The organism is Pseudomonas sp. GM80 (genome assembly GCF_000282515.1).
GTDB lineage: Bacteria > Pseudomonadota > Gammaproteobacteria > Pseudomonadales > Pseudomonadaceae > Aquipseudomonas.
This window is the reverse complement of sequence record NZ_AKJD01000044.1, coordinates 1-17,401: the sequence shown is the minus strand read 5'-3', so window position 1 is coordinate 17,401 and position 17,401 is coordinate 1. Positions and strand designations below refer to the sequence as shown.

General features: G+C 59.6%; 16 protein-coding genes. 11 read left to right on the top strand and 5 right to left on the bottom strand.

Going from position 1 to position 17,401, the window contains the following annotated elements; all coding sequences use genetic code 11:
- Positions 1 to 58 precede the first annotated feature (58 nt).
- The gene (locus PMI37_RS06355; RefSeq protein ID WP_008079171.1) at positions 59 to 526 is read left to right on the top strand and encodes a TlpA disulfide reductase family protein; all 468 of its coding nucleotides are present in this window, start codon (positions 59 to 61) and stop codon (positions 524 to 526) included.
- Positions 527 to 621: 95 nt separating this feature from the next.
- On the opposite strand, the gene PMI37_RS06350 is transcribed toward PMI37_RS06355, so the two are convergent.
- Both PMI37_RS06350 and PMI37_RS06345 read right to left on the bottom strand, forming a co-directional pair.
- Positions 622 to 1,026 carry an META domain-containing protein gene (locus PMI37_RS06350; RefSeq protein ID WP_008079169.1) on the bottom strand — a complete coding sequence of 135 codons (405 nt, stop codon included), beginning with the start codon at positions 1,024 to 1,026 and terminating at the stop codon, positions 622 to 624.
- Positions 1,026 to 1,460 (bottom strand): hypothetical protein, encoded by a 435-nt coding sequence (locus PMI37_RS06345; RefSeq protein WP_008079168.1) that lies wholly within the window; start codon positions 1,458 to 1,460, stop codon positions 1,026 to 1,028. Before PMI37_RS06345 ends, PMI37_RS06350 begins: the two co-directional genes overlap by 1 nt.
- A 133-nt stretch (positions 1,461 to 1,593) precedes the next feature.
- Between PMI37_RS06345 and PMI37_RS06340 the strand changes: the two genes are divergently transcribed.
- Complete coding sequence (locus PMI37_RS06340; protein WP_008079165.1) at positions 1,594 to 2,043, top strand: hypothetical protein; 450 nt, start codon at positions 1,594 to 1,596, stop codon at positions 2,041 to 2,043.
- Positions 2,044 to 2,064: 21 nt separating this feature from the next.
- On the opposite strand, the gene PMI37_RS06335 is transcribed toward PMI37_RS06340, so the two are convergent.
- Positions 2,065 to 3,054 carry a 2-hydroxyacid dehydrogenase gene (locus PMI37_RS06335; RefSeq protein WP_008079163.1) on the bottom strand — a complete coding sequence of 330 codons (990 nt, stop codon included), beginning with the start codon at positions 3,052 to 3,054 and terminating at the stop codon, positions 2,065 to 2,067.
- An 83-nt stretch (positions 3,055 to 3,137) separates the two neighbouring features.
- A complete protein-coding gene (locus tag PMI37_RS06330; protein ID WP_045123040.1) occupies positions 3,138 to 5,891 on the bottom strand; it encodes a response regulator in 2,754 nt (917 codons plus the stop codon).
- A gap of 219 nt (positions 5,892 to 6,110) precedes the next feature.
- On the opposite strand from PMI37_RS06330, the gene PMI37_RS06325 reads away from it, so the two are divergent.
- From PMI37_RS06325 to PMI37_RS06285, 9 genes are all read left to right on the top strand, one after another.
- Positions 6,111 to 6,833 (top strand): response regulator transcription factor, encoded by a 723-nt coding sequence (locus PMI37_RS06325; RefSeq protein WP_008079158.1) that lies wholly within the window; start codon positions 6,111 to 6,113, stop codon positions 6,831 to 6,833.
- Positions 6,820 to 8,244, top strand: coding sequence for a sensor histidine kinase (locus PMI37_RS06320; RefSeq protein ID WP_008079152.1), 1,425 nt, complete (start codon positions 6,820 to 6,822; stop codon positions 8,242 to 8,244). Before PMI37_RS06325 ends, PMI37_RS06320 begins: the two co-directional genes overlap by 14 nt.
- Positions 8,245 to 8,429: 185 nt before the next feature.
- Positions 8,430 to 9,455, top strand: coding sequence for a PDDEXK nuclease domain-containing protein (locus PMI37_RS06315; RefSeq protein ID WP_008079151.1), 1,026 nt, complete (start codon positions 8,430 to 8,432; stop codon positions 9,453 to 9,455).
- Between the two features lie 107 nt (positions 9,456 to 9,562).
- The gene (gene cysM, locus PMI37_RS06310) at positions 9,563 to 10,465 is read left to right on the top strand and encodes a cysteine synthase CysM (protein ID WP_045123038.1); all 903 of its coding nucleotides are present in this window, start codon (positions 9,563 to 9,565) and stop codon (positions 10,463 to 10,465) included.
- Positions 10,465 to 11,841, top strand: coding sequence for a 23S rRNA (uracil(1939)-C(5))-methyltransferase RlmD (rlmD, locus tag PMI37_RS06305; RefSeq protein ID WP_008079149.1), 1,377 nt, complete (start codon positions 10,465 to 10,467; stop codon positions 11,839 to 11,841). Before cysM ends, rlmD begins: the two co-directional genes overlap by 1 nt.
- Positions 11,842 to 11,942: 101 nt before the next feature.
- Positions 11,943 to 14,186, top strand: a complete 2,244-nt coding sequence (relA, locus tag PMI37_RS06300; RefSeq protein WP_008079148.1) for a GTP diphosphokinase — start codon at positions 11,943 to 11,945, stop codon at positions 14,184 to 14,186.
- Positions 14,187 to 14,333: 147 nt separating this feature from the next.
- A complete protein-coding gene (mazG, locus tag PMI37_RS06295; RefSeq protein WP_008079147.1) occupies positions 14,334 to 15,167 on the top strand; it encodes a nucleoside triphosphate pyrophosphohydrolase in 834 nt (277 codons plus the stop codon).
- A 25-nt stretch (positions 15,168 to 15,192) separates the two neighbouring features.
- Positions 15,193 to 15,735 carry a DUF2058 domain-containing protein gene (locus PMI37_RS06290; protein ID WP_008079146.1) on the top strand — a complete coding sequence of 181 codons (543 nt, stop codon included), beginning with the start codon at positions 15,193 to 15,195 and terminating at the stop codon, positions 15,733 to 15,735.
- Between the two features lie 231 nt (positions 15,736 to 15,966).
- On the top strand, positions 15,967 to 16,914 hold the full coding sequence (locus PMI37_RS06285; protein ID WP_008079145.1) for a hypothetical protein: 948 nt from the start codon (positions 15,967 to 15,969) through the stop codon (positions 16,912 to 16,914).
- Between the two features lie 66 nt (positions 16,915 to 16,980).
- On the opposite strand, the gene PMI37_RS06280 is transcribed toward PMI37_RS06285, so the two are convergent.
- On the bottom strand, positions 16,981 to 17,169 hold the full coding sequence (locus PMI37_RS06280; RefSeq protein ID WP_008079144.1) for a hypothetical protein: 189 nt from the start codon (positions 17,167 to 17,169) through the stop codon (positions 16,981 to 16,983).
- Positions 17,170 to 17,401: the final 232 nt, after the last annotated feature.

The following is a 17,401-nucleotide window of genomic DNA, read 5'->3' as shown; positions in this document are numbered from 1 at the left end:
CAGAACCGTCAGAGGCGATGGGTCGCAGGCGCCTTCAAATTTTCACAAGGAACAGGACATGACACGGCGATTGGCAGCGGCATTGACGATTATCGGGGCGTTGATGCTGGGGGGCTGCGGCAACGATTACGGGATCGACCAGAATGGGCAAAAAGTTGCGTCCGAGCGCTTGGACAAACAATGGGTAATCGTCAATTACTGGGCCGAATGGTGTGGCCCGTGCCGAACCGAAATCCCGGAACTCAACCATTTGGCTGATGAACTGAAGAGCAAGAACGTCGGCGTGTTCGGGGTCAACTTCGACAATGTGCAGGGTGTCGAGTTGAAAGACGCCAGCGAGAAGCTCGGCATCAAGTTCACCGTGCTGGCGCAGGATCCGGCGGAGTTGTTCGACTTGCCACGCAGTGAGGCACTGCCGGTGACGTACATCATCGACAACAAAGGCAAGGTGCGTGAGCAATTGATGGGCGAGCAGACGGCGGCGGGGGTGATGGCCAAACTCGAAGCGTTGCAGGCGACCCAATAGGTTGTTAGTGGAAGAAAAGATCGCAGCCTTCGGCAGCGCCTACAGGGTGGACACGATCCCTGTAGGCGCTGCCGAAGGCTACGATCTTTTGCGGGTTAACCCTCTTCCAGCCACCAGCGCAAAGGCTTGCCTGCGGCTGGCCAGAAGCGCATCTGCTCGATCGGCGAGATGTCCCAGCGCTCGACATGCTCCAGCGCCTGCAGGAAGCGCTGCTCCTGCTCCATCAGCGCCGGGGCGCAGAGTTTGCGGGTCTTGCCGATCTTGCCGAAGCTGATCTTGTCGCCGTCCAGCGTGTACGGTGCGAACCAATGGTTGCAGCCGCCGTTGCCGTAGGCGCGACCATCATCGCCAAGGGTCACGGTCAGATGGCTGTAATCCATCAATGGCCGCTCGCCGATCCATTCCAGAATGTAACTGCGGTTCTGTTGCAGTTGCACAGGCTCCGCGGCGCAGCCTACCAGGCCGGCACCGACCAGAGCGGTCAGGGCAAGGCGTTTCATCACGCAGGCTCCTGGCATTTCGGGCACAGGTGCTTGTCGCCAACGGCTTTCCAGCCCAGCTCGGCGATACGTGCCGTGGCCGCCGGTTTCTCCGCGGTTTTGCCTAGTTTGGCATCCACGGCAAATTCAAAGCTCAGCTCTTTGGCGCAGCTGTCGCAGTTGACCTGCCAGGTATGGATGGCCAGTTCACCGAACACGGGGCCCGTGGTCATCGCGGTCCATTGGCCTGGCGGATTGATCAGGTGGCGAACGGTTTCGACGGTCAGGCGCATGGACAAATCCTTGCTGCCTTTGAGGGTGACCAACAGCGCGTCACCGATGCGAATCGAGCCACCGTTGCCGGTCACCTGATAGCGGCCCGGAACCAGCGCGCGGCATTCGGTGAGGGTGTGTTGCGGGTTCATCAGGTTGTAGCGGAAATCGTGTTCGACCATGGGTCCTCCAAATATGCGCGACATGCTAGCACGGGCCCGGTTGCAGAATGATGTGCGCGTGCGACCTTCGATCCGGTTCAAATCGACCCACACCCATGGCAAACTGCCGCCCTCGACTCTGAAGGAACGCAACATGGCGCTGATCGAATGTTATGAATGCAAGCGCAGCATCAGCTCGCAAGCAGCCGCGTGCATTCATTGCGGCGCACCGATGGCGGCGCAGGCCAGCCAGGTACCTGCAGCACAACCGCAGTCTGGCGCCACGCCCGTTCAGGTCTCGACCATTTCGTTCGGCAGTCTGCCCCGCAACAAAGCAGTGCCGGAGGCGTTCGTCCCTCCCGCAACGCAGCCGTTGCCGCCCGTCACGCCCGCCGCCGAAGAGCGTCGTCGTGCGCCGGCCACCGGGGTTGAAATGCACATCAATGAAGACGGCAGCCGCCCGGTCGAAGGCTGGCTGAAAATCATGGTGTTCCTGATGCCGATGATTTTCGTCTGGTTCCTGCTGCGCCGCGGGCACTCGATGAAGCAGCGCTTTTTCGGTTTCGGCTGGCTGGCGCTGTTGATACTGGCGGCGTCGCTCTAGCCCGAATTCGCCGCCTGCGCGTCAACCCTCGACCTGGTTCTGCGGCGCACCGGCCGCCCAGGCGGCGATGTTGTGCAGGGTCGTCGCGGCAATCGCACCCAGTGCCTCGCGCGTCAGGAAAGCCTGATGCGCGGTGATGATCACATTCGGGAAGGTCAGCAAGCGCGCCAGCACATCGTCCTGCAGCGGCAGGTCGGAGCGATCCTCGAAAAACAGTTGCGCCTCTTCTTCATACACATCCAGACCCAGATAGCCGAGCTGACCTTCTTTCAGCGCGTCGATCAGCGCCGGCGTATCGACCAGACCACCACGGCCGGTGTTGATGAGCATGGCGCCCGGTTGCATGTGCGCCAGTGAGTCACGGTTGATCAGGTGTTTGCTCTGCTCGTTGAGCGGGCAGTGCAGGCTGATGATGCGCGACTGTGCGAGCAGTTCCGGCAGGCTCAGATAACGCGCGCCGAGGGCGAGAACCTGTGGGTTTGGATACGGATCGTATGCAAGCAACTCACACCCGAAGCCGTGCATGATCTTCGCAAACGTCGCACCGATCTGCCCGGTGCCGACAATGCCGACGGTTTTGCCGACCAGATCGAAACCGGTCAGCCCGTGCAGGCTGAAATCGCCTTCGCGGGTGCGGTTGTAGGCGCGGTGCAAACGCCGGTTCAGTGCCAGGATCAACGCCACCGCATGTTCGGCCACCGCGTGAGGCGAGTAGGCCGGGACGCGAACGACGGTCAGCCCCAGGCGTTTGGCGGCCATCAGGTCAACATGGTTGTAGCCCGCCGAGCGCAAGGCGATCAGTCGGGTGCCGCCCGCGGCCAGACGTTCGAGTACGGTGGCACTGAGGTCGTCATTGATGAACGCACAAACGACGTCATGCCCGTCGGCCAGTGCCGCCGTGTCGAGGCTGAGCCGCGCCGGTTGAAAGTGCAGTTCGATGTCGGCCGGGTCGTCGGCAGCGATGAAGCTGTCGCGGTCGTAGGTCTGGCTGCTGAAAACGATCGTGCGCATGAAATCCTCCTGGAGCATCGACGCGGGCTGCAATCACCCGCGACAACTTTAGCGCGCCTGAGCCTTCATGGCATTGCTGTGGATCAGGCGCTGATCCGCGCCTGTGCCGCGAGTCGATTGATCGAGCGTTCCAGCTCATCCAGTGCGGCGGCGGCCTTGGGGTCGTCCTGCTTGAGCAGGGTTTCACTGCGCTGACAGGCCGCGCGCAATTGCGGGACGCCGCAATAACGGGTGGCGCCGTGCAGGCGGTGCACGCGTTCGAGCAGGGCGTTCTGGTCGTGGCTCTCGCGGGCGCTGCAAATGGCTTCGCGGTCGGCTTCCAGCGACGCCAGCAGCATCGCCAGCATGTCCGCTGCGAGGTCAGCCTTGCCAGCGGCCAGGCGCAAGCCTTCCTCATGATCGAGCACCGGCAACTCGTGATTGCCGGCTGCGCTTTCGCTGGCCCGCTCCGGCCCCTGGTTTCGCAGCGCGAGCCCCGTCCACTTCAACACCACCTGCGCCAGTTGCCGTTCGCTGATCGGTTTGGTCAGGTAGTCGTCCATGCCGCTCTGCAGCAGCGCGCGTTTTTCGTTGGCCATGGCGTGGGCGGTGAGGGCGACGATCGGTAGCGGCGTGCAATGCCGTTCGCTCTCCCACTGGCGAATGGTTTCGGTGCTCTGACGCCCGTCCATCCCGGGCATCTGCACGTCCATCAACACCAGGTCGAACGATTCGCTCTGCACCGCTTTGACCGCTGCATAACCGCTCTCGACCGCGAGCACCTTGGCGCCCATGTCTTCGAGCAGGGTTTGCACCAGCAGCAAGTTGGCCGGGTTGTCGTCGACGCACAGCACCCGCGGTGCCCGACTCGACAACGGTTCCCCCGGTTCGGTGCGCGGCTGGCGCGGGTTGACCAGATCGGCCAGCGCCCGACGCAGTTTGCGCGTGCAGGCCGGTTTCGCCTGCAACTGACTGTGCGGGTTGGGCACTGACAGATGGAACAGCGTCTGTTCGGTGGTCGGACACAGCACCAGCACTTTGCAGCCGAGGTGTTCAAGGTCCCAGATGTGCTGGTTCAAGCGCTCGGGCAGCATGTCGTTGCTGGTGATGCCCATGACCGCCAGATCAATCGCCTGATCGGTCTGGTGCGCGCCCGTGACGCCATTGGTCAGGCTTTCCAGGGTATTGAAAGTGGTGACGTCGAGGCCGCAGTCTTCCAGTTGATGCTGCAGGGCCTGACGCGCCAGTTCATGGTTTTCCAGCACCGCCACGCGGCGCCCGAGCAGCGGCGCTGCGGGCAGGTCTTCGGCGTCGTCGCGGGTCTTGGGCAGGCTCAGGCTGATCCAGAATTCCGAACCTTCGCCTGGCGTACTGTCGACGCCGATTTCGCCACCCATCTGCTCGATCAGGCGCTTGGAAATCACCAGCCCCAGACCTGTGCCGCCGGGTTGGCGCGACAGCGAATTGTCCGCCTGGCTGAAAGCCTGGAACAGTGCGCGCACGTCCTGGCTCGACAGGCCGATACCGGTGTCCTGAACGCTAATGCGCAATTGCACGCTGTCGTCGTTTTCGTCTTCGAGCATGGCGCGGGCGACGATGGTGCCTTCGCGGGTGAACTTGATCGCGTTGCTGACCAGGTTGGTGAGGATCTGCTTCAAGCGCAGCGGGTCACCGACCAGCGACAGCGGTGTGTCGCGATACACCAGGCTGACCAGTTCAAGCTGTTTGGCGTGCGCAGCGGGGGCAAGAATGGTCAGGGTGTCCTGAAGCAGATCGCGCAGATTGAACGGGATGTGGTCGAGCACCAGTTTGCCGGCCTCGATCTTCGAGAAATCGAGGATCTCGTTGATGATCCCCAGCAGGCTGTCGGCGGACTTTTCAATGGTGCCCAGGTAGTCGAGCTGACGCGGGGTCAGTTCGCTTTTCTGTAAAAGGTGGGTGAAACCGAGGATGCCGTTGAGCGGCGTGCGAATCTCGTGACTCATGTTGGCGAGGAATTCGGATTTGATCCGGCTGGCCTCCAGCGCTTCTTTGCGCGCCAGGTCGAGTTCGATGTTCTGGATCTCGATGGTTTCCAGGTTCTGGCGCACGTCCTCGGTGGCCTGATCGACACTGTGCTGCAATTCTTCGCGGGCGTTCTGCAGGGTGCCGGCCATGCGGTTGATGCCCGATGCCAGTTCATCCAGCTCCTGACTGCCGAGTGGCGGCAGGCGGGTTTCGAGATGACCATCCTTCAGTTGCGCGACAGCTTGTTTGATCTGCCCAAGCGGGCGGTTGATGGTGCGGCCCATGCGCAACGCCAGCAGTGCGGCGCCGGCCAGACCGGCAGCGATCAACAGCAGGCTGGCAAACAGGCTGCGATAACCGCGCAACAACATGCCGTTGTGCGACAGCTCCAATTCGACCCAGCCGAGCAGGCGCTCGGCTTCTTCCGGGATCAGTTCTCCGGCGAGGTTGCGGTGCTTGCCGAACACCGGCATCAGGTAACGGGTCGCGTCATTGCCGCTGCGCCGTTGCAATAAAGCGCTGTCACCACTCGGGGCCTGATTGAGCATGGTCGGCCCGGCGTGGGCCAGCGGTGTGCGGTCGGGCGCAAGAAAGGTGACGGCGCGCACGTCCGGTTGTTCGAGGGACTGGGTGGCGATGCGTTCGAGCAGATCACTGTCGCCATGGCCCATGGCGGGGGCGACCAGCGGCGCCAGTTGCTCGGCGATCATTTCGCCGCGCTGCATCAGTTGGGTCTGCAAGTCGGACTGCTGCATCCAGGTGAAATAACCACCGAGTACCAGCGCCATTAGGCTGGTTGGCAACAAGGTCAGCAATAGCACGCGACCTTTGATTCCCAGTTTCGTGAGCACACCTATCTCCTGCATCCCGCTGATCTGTTGACTCATGCGTGCATCCGGCACGCGACATTGGCGCAGTGTAGCGATTTGCTCGCGGGCAATCTTCGGAAAAATGGTGTCGTCGTCGGTCTGCGCGCAGGTTGTCGTTGGTCCGACAGGTCAACCTTCGGTTGCCCGATGCCCGGCAATCTTGAATAATCGCGCTCAACTGAGAATTACTTGCAGATACTCATGACTCCTGTTTCCGTTGGCCAGCCACGCATCCTCTCCATCGAAGACGACCCGGTGCTCGGTGCCTATGTTCACGAACAGCTGGCCCGCAGCGGCTTTCAAGTGACCTGGTGCCAGAACGGCCAGGAAGGCCTGAACATCGCCAAGCGCCAACCGTTCGATGTGGTGCTGATGGATATTCTGTTGCCGGGCATGGACGGTTTGAATGTGCTGACGCAATTGCGTCAGAGCCATTCGACCCCGGTGCTGCTGATGTCGGCGCTCGGCGCCGAGGCTGATCGCATCAGCGGATTTCGCCTTGGCGCCGACGACTATCTGCCCAAGCCGTTCAGCATGGCCGAATTGCACGTGCGCATCGAAGCGATCCTGCGCCGCGTTGCCCTTGATCGGCGTCCGGCGACCCTCGCGGCCCCCGCTGCAACGGGCACACTGCATTTCGACGAAGACCAGTGCGATGTGCTCTACCGCGAGCAAGCGGCCGGGCTGACCCGCAGCGAATACCGTTTGCTGGAGACCCTCAACCGCAACGATGAAGAAGTGCTCAGCAAAGCCTTCCTTTATCAGCATGTGTTGCAGCGCGGTTATGCCGCCCACGATCGCAGCCTCGACATGCACATCAGCCAGATCCGCCGCAAACTCAAAACCATCGGTTATAGCGAGCGTGAAGTGCGCACGGTATGGGGCAAGGGTTATGTATTGAGCGCCGCCGATGAAAGTGTCTGAGCTGCCGGGGCGACATTCGCTGTTCTGGAAACTGGCGTTTCTGCTGGTCGCGTTCTGTCTGCTGATGATCTGGCTGAGCTGGTCGTGGGGCCGCTATATGGAGGAGCGTAATCAGTTCCTCTCCGACGAAGCGCGCGGCACATTGACCCGCTATGCCGCTGAAGCCGAGCGCGCCTGGCAGCGTGGCGAACGCGACGGTGTCGACAGCTGGTTGCAGAGCATGGAGTTGCGCGAAGCCGGTTGGGTCGGCGTGATCAGCGGTAATTTGCAGTCGCTGAGCAATGAGCCGTTGAATGAGCAGGAAATCCAGCACATGACCTTCTTGCGCGGTCTCGACTGGCCGATTCACAAGCAGGGACGGCCATGGCTGCGCATTCCGTTTCCCAAGGATCCATCTGCCGGCAGTCTGGTGATTGAATTGCCCGAGCGTTTTTTGCCGGGCAAATACAGGCTGTTCTGGCGGGTGGTCACCAACGGTGTGATTCCGGGGCTGTTCACTTTGTTGTTGTGTGTCGGGCTCTATCGTTTGCTGGTGGTGCCGCTGAACAACTTGCGCGAACAGGCCAATGCCTGGCGCGCCGATCAATTGAATGTGCGCCTGTCGAGCGGGATCACTCAGCGCCCGGATGAACTGGGTGAATTGGCCAGGGCGTTTGACTCCATGTCCGAGCGCCTGCAATCGACCGTCGCCCTGCAACAGCAACTGCTGCGAGATCTTTCCCACGAATTGCGTACGCCGCTGAGCCGACTGCGCGTGGCCAGCGAAAGTGAACAAGGCCTGCCGCAGTTGCGCGAACGCATCGGTCGTGAGGTCGATGGCATGCAGCGATTGGTCGAAGACACCTTGCAACTGGCTTGGCTCGACACGGACCGCACGCCATTGCCGGACGAGGCAATTCAGATTCAGGCGCTGTGGGAAATGCTCACCGATAACGCTTGCTATGAAAGTGGCTGGCCGAGCCTGCAGTTGCAATGTTCGGTCGAGGCTGCGTGCTGGGTGCGCGGCAATCTGAATACCTTGGCGCAGGCGCTGGAGAACATTCTGCGCAATGCCATCCGGCATTCGCCAGCGGGCGGGATTGTGCGGCTCGATGGACGACGCGAGGGCGATTACTGGCATTTGTGGCTCGAAGATCAGGGCGGCGGGGTGGCTGAGTCCGATCTGCAGCGGATCTTCCTGCCGTTCACTCGCCTCGACGGCTCGCGGCCTGGCGACGGCGGGTTTGGCCTGGGGCTGAGCATTGCGCGCAACGCCGTGCAGCGTCAGGGCGGGAGTATCTGGGCGGAGAACGGCGGGGCGGGGCTGCGGCTGAATCTGCGGTTATTGGCGGATGATGGTGTTGGGGCGAATGACGCTATCGCGAGCAGGCTCACTCCTGCATTGGATTTGCGTTCACCGCAGATCGTCTGAACAAATCACATCCGTTGTAGGAGTGAGTCTGCTCGCGATGTAGTCCATCGGGGGCAGCATTCCCCCTGGCTGCGCGGGAGCGCTCGCCTTTTTTTGTACGACATTTCCCAAGCTGCATCGGTGGTCATTTCTAGCGTCCTGAACAGTTTAGGCTCGTGCTTCACCTAATCTTTCAGGAATTACGCATGAACGCATCTAGCTTGACCGGCAGCTCTGACGGCGATCGTTTCAACGAAGTGCTTGCCCTGATTCACAGCTCCAGACACAAGGCTATGCAGGCGGTGAATACTCACCTGATTGATCTTTATTGGCAGGTGGGGGCGCATATCAGTCGCAAGATTGAGCAGGCGGAGTGGGGGGATTTCGTTATTAGTCAGCTGGCTGCTCATCTGGCGCATACCCAGCCGGGACTGCGCGGTTTCACTCGGCCAAATCTCTTCAGAATGCGCCAGTTTTATGAAGCTTATCGGGACGATCCAATTGTCTCACCACTGGTGAGACAATTGCCGTGGACGCATAACATGATCATTTTGAGCCAAAGCAAACACCCACAGGAGAGGGGCTTTTACCTGCGAATGGCTGCTCAGGAAAAGTGGTCGAAGCGCGAGTTGGAGCGCCAATTTAAATCAGCTTTGTTCGAACGAAGCGTCACCGATCCGGCAAAAGCCTCCGCCGCGCTGAAACAATCCCACCCCGCAGCGCTCGAGATTTTCCGCGATTCCTACATGATCGAATTTCTCGACTTGCCCAGCCCCCATTCTGAAACCGATCTGCACCAAGGCCTGCTATCGCGCCTCAAGGAATTCTTGTGCGAGCTGGGCCGCGATTTCTGTTTTGTCGGCTCCGAGTACCCACTGCAAGTCGGCGGGAGGGATTTCGCGCTCGATCTTCTGTTCTTCCACCGAGGGCTCAACTGCCTTGTAGCCATTGAACTGAAGGTCGGCCGTTTTGAGCCGGAATACCTCGGCAAGCTGGATTTCTATTTGGAGGCGCTGGATCGCAATGTCCGCAAGCCTCACGAAAGCCCGGCCATCGGTGTCCTGCTGTGTGCAAGCAAGGAAGATGAGGTCGTCGAGTACGCACTCAATCGCAGCCTTTCGCCCGCATTGATAGCGGAATATCAAACCTGTCTGCCGGATAAGCAATTGCTGCAGGCCAAGTTGCATGAGTTTTATGCACTGGATACGGCGCACACAGAAAATAGCGACTAACGGACGCTTATTCCCATAAACCATAAGCACCGCACTTTGCGTGATATGGCCTGCGCGGGTTTGCCGGTATGATAGGCGCCCCCGCACGTCTGGATTGCGAATACGCCATGACCCTGCAGTACCCAACCATCGCCGATTGCGTCGGCAACACTCCGCTGGTGCGTTTGCAGCGCCTGCCCGGTGCCACCAGCAACACCCTGTTGCTCAAGCTCGAAGGGAATAACCCGGCGGGTTCGGTCAAGGACCGTCCGGCGCTGTCGATGATCACTCGCGCCGAGTTGCGCGGGCAGATCCACGCCGGCGATACGCTGATCGAAGCGACCTCGGGTAACACCGGCATTGCGCTGGCCATGGCCGCCGCGATCAAGGGTTACAAGATGATCCTGATCATGCCCGACAACTCCAGTGCCGAGCGCAAAGCGGCGATGACCGCCTACGGTGCCGAGCTGATTCTGGTCAGCCAGGAAGAGGGCATGGAAGGCGCGCGCGACCTTGCGCAGCGCATGGAAGCCGAAGGCCGTGGCAAGGTGCTCGATCAGTTCGCCAATGGTGACAATCCTGAAGCGCACTACACCACCACCGGCCCGGAAATCTGGCGGCAGACCCAGGGCAGCATCACCCATTTCGTCAGTTCGATGGGCACCACCGGCACCATCATGGGCGTGTCGCGCTACTTGAAAGAACAGAGCGACAGCGTGCAGATCGTCGGTTTGCAGCCGATGGAAGGCTCGGCCATTCCCGGTATCCGTCGCTGGCCGCAGGAATACCTGCCGAAGATTTATCAGGCTGATCGCGTTGATCGCATCGTCGACATGGCGCAAAGCGAGGCCGAGGACGTCACCCGTCGTCTGGCCCGCGAAGAAGGCATCTTCTGCGGCGTGTCCTCGGGCGGTGCGGTGGCAGCGATGCTGCGCCTGTCCAAAGAAGTTGAAAACGCGGTGATCGTCGCGATCATCTGCGACCGTGGCGACCGTTACCTGTCGACCGGCATTTTCGACGCGCTCAACTGATGGCCAAGCACGAGAGAGGCCTGCGCTTTCAGCCCACTGGCGGAAGCAAGGCTGCGCAAATCCCGACCGGCAAAAAGCAGCGCTTGAACATCGAGCGCCTGGCCAATGACGGTCGCGGCATCGCGTTTTTCGAAGGTAAAACCTGGTTCGTCCTCGGCGCCCTTGCCGGTGAAGAGGTCGAAGCGCGGGTGCTCGGCGCCCACGGCAAAGTGGTCGAGGCGCGCACCGAGCGCGTGTTCACCGCCAGCGAATTGCGTCGCCCGGCGCCGTGCCAGCACGCCGGCCGTTGCGGCGGTTGCAGCGTTCAGCATTTGCCCCACAGCGAACAGCTTGCCCTGAAACAGCGCATGCTCGCCGAGCAATTGTCGCGCGTTGCCGGTGTCGAACCTGAAGAATGGGCAGCACCGCTGACCGGCCCGGAATTCGGCTATCGCCGTCGTGCCCGGATCGCGGTGCGCTGGGACATGAAAGCGAAGAAACTCGAAGTGGGTTTTCGCGCGGCTGGCAGTCAGGACATCGTCGCGATCAGCGAATGCCCGGTGCTGGTACAGCCCTTGCAACCGATCATGACCCGTTTGCCGGAGATGCTCCGTCGCTTGAGCAAGCCGCAAGCGTTGGGTCACGTCGAGTTGTTCAGCGGCTCGTCACTGGCGGTGTTGCTGCGGCACATGGCGCCGTTGTCCGAAGCGGATCTGAGCATCCTCAAGGACTTCTGCCAGTTCCATGAAGCGCAACTCTGGCTGCATGGCGAAGGCGAACCGCATCCGGTCGATGCGACCCAGTCGCTGGGTTATCGTCTGGAACAGTGGGATCTGAATTTGGCCTATCGGCCCGGCGACTTTATCCAGGTCAATGCCGGCGTCAACGAGGCAATGGTCGCCCAGGCGCTGGACTGGTTGAAACCACGTAGCGATGAGCGTGTGCTGGACCTGTTCTGCGGCTTGGGCAACTTCGCCTTGCCGCTGGCCAAGTCCGTGCGTGAAGTGGTGGCGGTCGAAGGCGTGCAGACCATGGTCGATCGTGCCGAAGCCAACGCCGCCAGTAACAATTTGCATAACACAAAGTTTTTTCAAGCCGATTTATCCCAGCCTTTGAGCCATGCTCAGTGGGTCGGAAATGGTTTTTCTGCGGTACTCTTGGACCCACCGCGTGACGGTGCTTTCGAGGTGGTGCGCAAGCTCGCGACCCTGGGCGCGAAACGGTTGGTGTACGTGTCGTGCAACCCTGCAACTCTGGCGCGCGATACGGTCGAATTGATCAAGCAGGGCTACCGGTTAAAACGTGCCGGGATTCTCGATATGTTTCCTCAGACGGCACATGTCGAGGCCATGGCGTTATTTGAAGCGAGCCAGGATGGCTCGTCTGAATCCGTCTGATCTGTCCGCGCAGCGCTCGCATTAGCCCCGCGAGTATAAACGGACAGTAGAGGTCAGCGATTTGACGCATTGAATCTGCGTCGTAGGGAAGGTAAAGCAAGATGGTACAGGTGAGAGCACACCAGCCGATCAACACTGACGGCAGTATCAATCTCGAGGCTTGGCTCGATCACGCGGTCAGTGTCGATCTGGCACTGGATCGCGAAGCCTTGAAAGAAGCCTGCGAGTTCGCTCGCGAGGCCGAACAACAGTCCAATGCCAAGAAGAATCTGTGGGCCGAAGGCTCCGGCAGTTTCAGTACTGGTCTGGAGATCGCCGAGATTCTCGCCGACCTCAAGCTCGATCAGGATTCGCTGGTCGCGGCGGTCCTGTATCGCGGCGTACGCGAAGGCCAGATTGAGCTCGCGGCCATTGGCCAGCGCTTTGGCCCGGTGGTGGCCAAACTGATCGACGGCGTGCAGCGCATGGCGGCCATCAGCGCCAGCCTCAGCCCGCGCCAATCGATGGTCATGGGCACGCAAGGGCAAGTGGAAAACCTGCGCAAAATGCTCGTGGCGATGGTCGACGACGTCCGTGTTGCGCTGATCAAACTCGCCGAACGTACCTGCGCCATCCGTGCGGTAAAAACCGCCGATGATGAAAAGCGTAACCGTGTCGCCCGCGAAGTGTTCGACATCTATGCGCCGCTCGCGCATCGCCTCGGCATCGGTCATATCAAGTGGGAACTGGAGGACTTGTCCTTCCGTTACCTCGAACCGGATCAATACAAGCAGATCGCCAAGTTGCTCCACGAGCGACGGCTGGATCGCGAGCGTTTCATCGCCGACGTGATGACCCAGCTCAAGGACGAATTGCAGGCCACCGGCGTCGACGCCGACATCAGCGGCCGGGCCAAACACATCTATTCGATCTGGCGCAAAATGCAGCGCAAGGGTCTGGAATTCAGCCAGATCTACGACGTGCGTGCGGTGCGTGTGCTGGTGCCGGAGATGCGCGACTGCTACACCGCGCTCGGTATCGTCCACACCTTGTGGCGGCACATTCCGAAAGAATTCGACGACTACATCGCCAACCCGAAAGAGAACGGCTACCGCTCGCTGCACACGGCGGTGATCGGCCCTGAGGGTAAGGTGCTTGAGGTGCAGATCCGCACGCACTCGATGCACGAAGAAGCCGAGCTCGGCGTCTGCGCGCACTGGCGCTACAAGGGCACCGACGTCAAATCCGGTTCGAATCACTACGAAGAGAAAATCTCCTGGCTGCGTCAGGTGCTCGAGTGGCACGAAGAACTGGGCGACATCGGTGGTCTGGCCGAACAGCTGCGCGTCGATATCGAACCGGATCGGGTTTACATCTTCACCCCTGACGGTCACGCCATTGATTTGCCGAAAGGCGCGACGCCGCTGGACTTCGCTTACCGCGTGCACACCGAAATCGGTCACAACTGCCGTGGCGCGAAGATCAACGGGCGCATCGTCCCGCTTAACTACAGCCTGCAAACCGGTGAGCAGGTCGAGATCATCACCAGCAAACACGGCACGCCGAGCCGCGACTGGCTGAACTCGAACCTCGGTTACGTCACCACCTCGCGGGCGCGGGCGAAGATCGTTCACTGGTTCAAATTGCAGGCGCGCGATCAGAATGTTGCGGCCGGTAAAACCCTGATCGAACGCGAACTGACACGCCTCGGCCTGCCAGCGGTGGATTTCGACAAGCTGGCCGACAAGGCCAACATGAAAACCGCCGAAGACATGTTCGCCGCCCTCGGTGCCGGCGACTTGCGCCTGGCGCAATTGGTCAACCTGGCGCAGCAACTGGTCGAGCCGGAGCGCGGCAACGAACAGCTGGAGCTGATCCCGCGCAAAGCCACCGGTTACAAACCGGGCAAGCGCGGCGACATTCAGATCCAGGGCGTCGGCAACCTGATGACACAGATGGCCGGCTGCTGCCAGCCGCTGCCGGGCGATGCGATTGTCGGTTACATCACTCAGGGCCGTGGCGTGAGCATTCACCGTCAGGACTGCGCCTCGGTGCTGCAACTGTCGGGACGCGAGCCAGAGCGGATCATTCAGGTCAGTTGGGGCCCGGTGCCGGTGCTCACCTATCCGGTGGACATCATCATCCGCGCCTACGACCGCTCGGGTTTGCTGCGTGATGTTTCGCAGGTGTTGCTCAACGAGCGCATCAACGTGCTGGCGGTCAACACCCGCTCGAACAAGGAAGACAACACCGCGTTGATGTCCCTGACCATCGAGATCCCGGGTCTGGACGCGCTGGGGCGGTTGCTGGGGCGTATATCGCAGTTGCCGAACATCATCGAAACGCGGCGTAACCGTACCCCGTGAAGATGGCTTCGATTGATCGTTCCCACGCTCCGCGTGGGAATGCCTCAAGGGACGCTCTGCGTCCAGTGACGCGGAGCGTCACGGGCTGCATTCCCACGCAGAGCGTGGGAACGATCAAGATCGCAGAAAGGTTTAGTGAGAGTTTGTATGTACAGCCTTGAAGACCTGCTCCACCTGATGAACCGTCTGCGCGATCCGCAGTTCGGTTGCCCGTGGGACATCAAGCAAACCTACGCGACCATCGTCCCGCACACCCTCGAAGAAGCCTACGAAGTGGCCGATGCCATCGAGCGCGGCGACTTCGATCATTTGCAGGGTGAGCTCGGCGATCTGCTGTTTCAGGTCGTTTACTACAGCCAGTTGGCCAAGGAAGAAGGGCGTTTCGAATTCGCCGGAGTGATCGACAGCATCACCCGCAAACTGATCCGTCGTCATCCCCACGTGTTCCCCACCGGTGATCTGTACGCGCCGCTCGACGTACCGCGCTTGAGCGAAGAACAGGTCAAGCAGCGCTGGGAAGAGATCAAGGCCGAAGAACGCGCCGAGAAGTCCGCCGCCCCCGAGCAACTGTCCCTGCTCGACGACGTGCCGGCCACGCTGCCGGCTCTGTCGCGTTCAGCCAAGTTGCAGAAGCGTGCCGGGCAGGTCGGTTTCGACTGGCCGGAGGCTTTGCCGGTGTTCGACAAGGTGCGCGAAGAACTCGATGAAGTCCTTGAAGCGATGTCCGAAAACGATCCCGTCGCCGTGGCTGACGAGATCGGCGACCTGCTGTTTTCCGTGGTCAATCTGGCCCGGCACTTGAAGGTCGACCCGGAAACCGCGCTGCGTGGTGCCAACGGCAAGTTCGAAAGACGTTTCCGATTTATCGAACAGGCATTGCGCGATACCCACCGTCCCATAGAAGATTGCACCCTCGAAGAGTTGGACGCCCTGTGGGGCGAAGCCAAACGTCAGGAAAAGAATGCGCCCAGCTGCGGCTGAGCAACTGCCCAAGTGAGTAAGCCCCATGAGTATTTCCCTTCGCGACCAGTTGCTCAAAGCAGGTCTGGTCAACCAAAAGCAGGCCAAGCAGGTCAGCAAAGACAAGCAGAAGCAGCAACGTCTGGCGCACAAAGGCCAGATCGAACTGGATGACACGCAGCAGCGTGCGGCGCAGGAAGCCCAGGCCGAGAAGGTCAAGCGTGACCAGGAGCTGAATCGCCAGCAGCAGGAAAAGGTCGAAGCCAAGGCACGTGCCGCGCAGGTCAAGCAGTTGATCGAAGTCTCGCGCCTGCCGAAACTGACCACCGAGGACTACTACAACTTCGTCGACGATAAGAAGGTCAAGCGCATCTCGGTCAATACGCTGATGCGCAACAAGCTCAGCAGCGGTTCGCTGGCGATCGTCCACCATGCCGGCGGCTACGAAGTGATTCCGCGTGAAGCGGCGCTGAAGATCCAGGAACGCGACCCGCAGCGCATCGTCCAACTCAACGTGCAGACCGAAGAAGTCAGCACCGAAGATGATCCGTACGCGGCGTATCAGATTCCTGATGATCTGATGTGGTAATTGTTTTAATGTTCTAGCGGCTTACATCTTTGCTAGTACTTTGAAAGTGTTTATATATTGAACCCGCCGATTCGTATCGATACGATCGGCGGGTTTTCTTTGGCAGAAATTAACGTGTTTGAAGTGTGAGGATTTTGCGCTGCTCATAAACAGCGCGTTGCACTTTTATATAGGTGTTTTTTGTGTGGGGAGAATAAATGGAATTAATTTAAATGAATAAGGATATTGCTGATGTTATTAAGTGTTGCTTCGTTGCGCCAACCGACTTTTAATCCGCAGTTTTCGCAATTGCGTGCGCCTGGTCAATCAATTACCGATTACGTGGTCAGCGAACTGGATGCCCGGGTCGAGTTTGTGCGCCGCAAAATCAGGATCGCTGCCAAGGCCGCTGCAGCAGACCATGACGGCTCGGAGTGCCTCTTCTTCACCTTGCCTGAGTTTTTCTGGAACATCCCTTGGCGTGAGGTCGACAGCGAGGACGAGCTGCATGAATTGACCACCGCTTACCTGGAAAAAGTACCTGCGTATATTTCGTCGTTAATGAAAGATCTGCCTGTTGAACGGTACGGCAAGATTGTCCTGTTGGCGGGCAGTTGTGCAACCTTGGTAAAAGTGGGAGAGGGTGATGCGAGTTATTACGAAGTCATTAATTACTTGCTGACGATTACCAATAAAGAATATGAAACAGATATCCCGTTGATGTCGATGTGGCCAAAGCGACATGTTTCCGGCATCGACTTTGGTCGGAATGTCGGTAATCAAGATGGCTTCTGGTTCTTCAGGCTGTTTGACGAGTTTGTCATCAAGATCAAGGACTACAGCGACGTCAGCGCTGAGCACAGTTACTTCGGGGGTTACCAGGGACTGTTTATCAATAGTCTTGTGCCGGGCTGCCCGTTCGGCATTAACGTGTGCCTTGATTATGCCGTGCTGAAGGAAGGTGAGCGGGATAAGGAAGTTGAAATCCCTGAAGTGAAAATCGACTTCCTGATTGCCTGTGGCATGTCCTTTGATTACGACAAGCAGCACCCGACCGCTGTCCAGTACTCGATCAGGAATGACGGCATGGGCGGTGGTGCATGTGAGGTGGTCAGACTCGAGGAGGGGCTGATCGTCGATGAAATAGCTTCGGAGGAGATCGACGACAACCTTTATTTGAGTGTGATTCGCGTGGTGTGAAGGTTCTGATGTTGTTGCAGCCTGCCACCCGGAAAGGGGCAGGCTGCAACCCTGAAGAGTGGTGAGTCAGGCGGATCGTAGATCTCGTTGCTGCTCTTGCACTTCCAGCTCGGCCTTGTAGTTGTGGGCATCGATCTCGTTGTGGAACATGCCGACCAGCAAGTCTTGTTGATGCACGTCCCAGATGCGGATACCGGCGGCTACGCCTTCATGGGACATGTGTGAATCGTCGCGTTCAGTTACTTTTACAGTCATCTGCTAGCTCCAAATCTCAAGTTATCTGCAGCAAGGCGTGTGCAGGACTCTTTTATATGATTTGTTAGCTTGCTAAGTAAACGCTCGATTTGTGCAATGTATTCTTGCAAAAACCGCAACAGTGCTGCAGCCCGCGGAATCCGCGACATTCGGTCGCAGGCCGCAAAGTTTCATGACAGAAGTTTCATCTCCAGCCTCACGCAATCCCCATGTAGGAGCTGCCGAAGGCGGC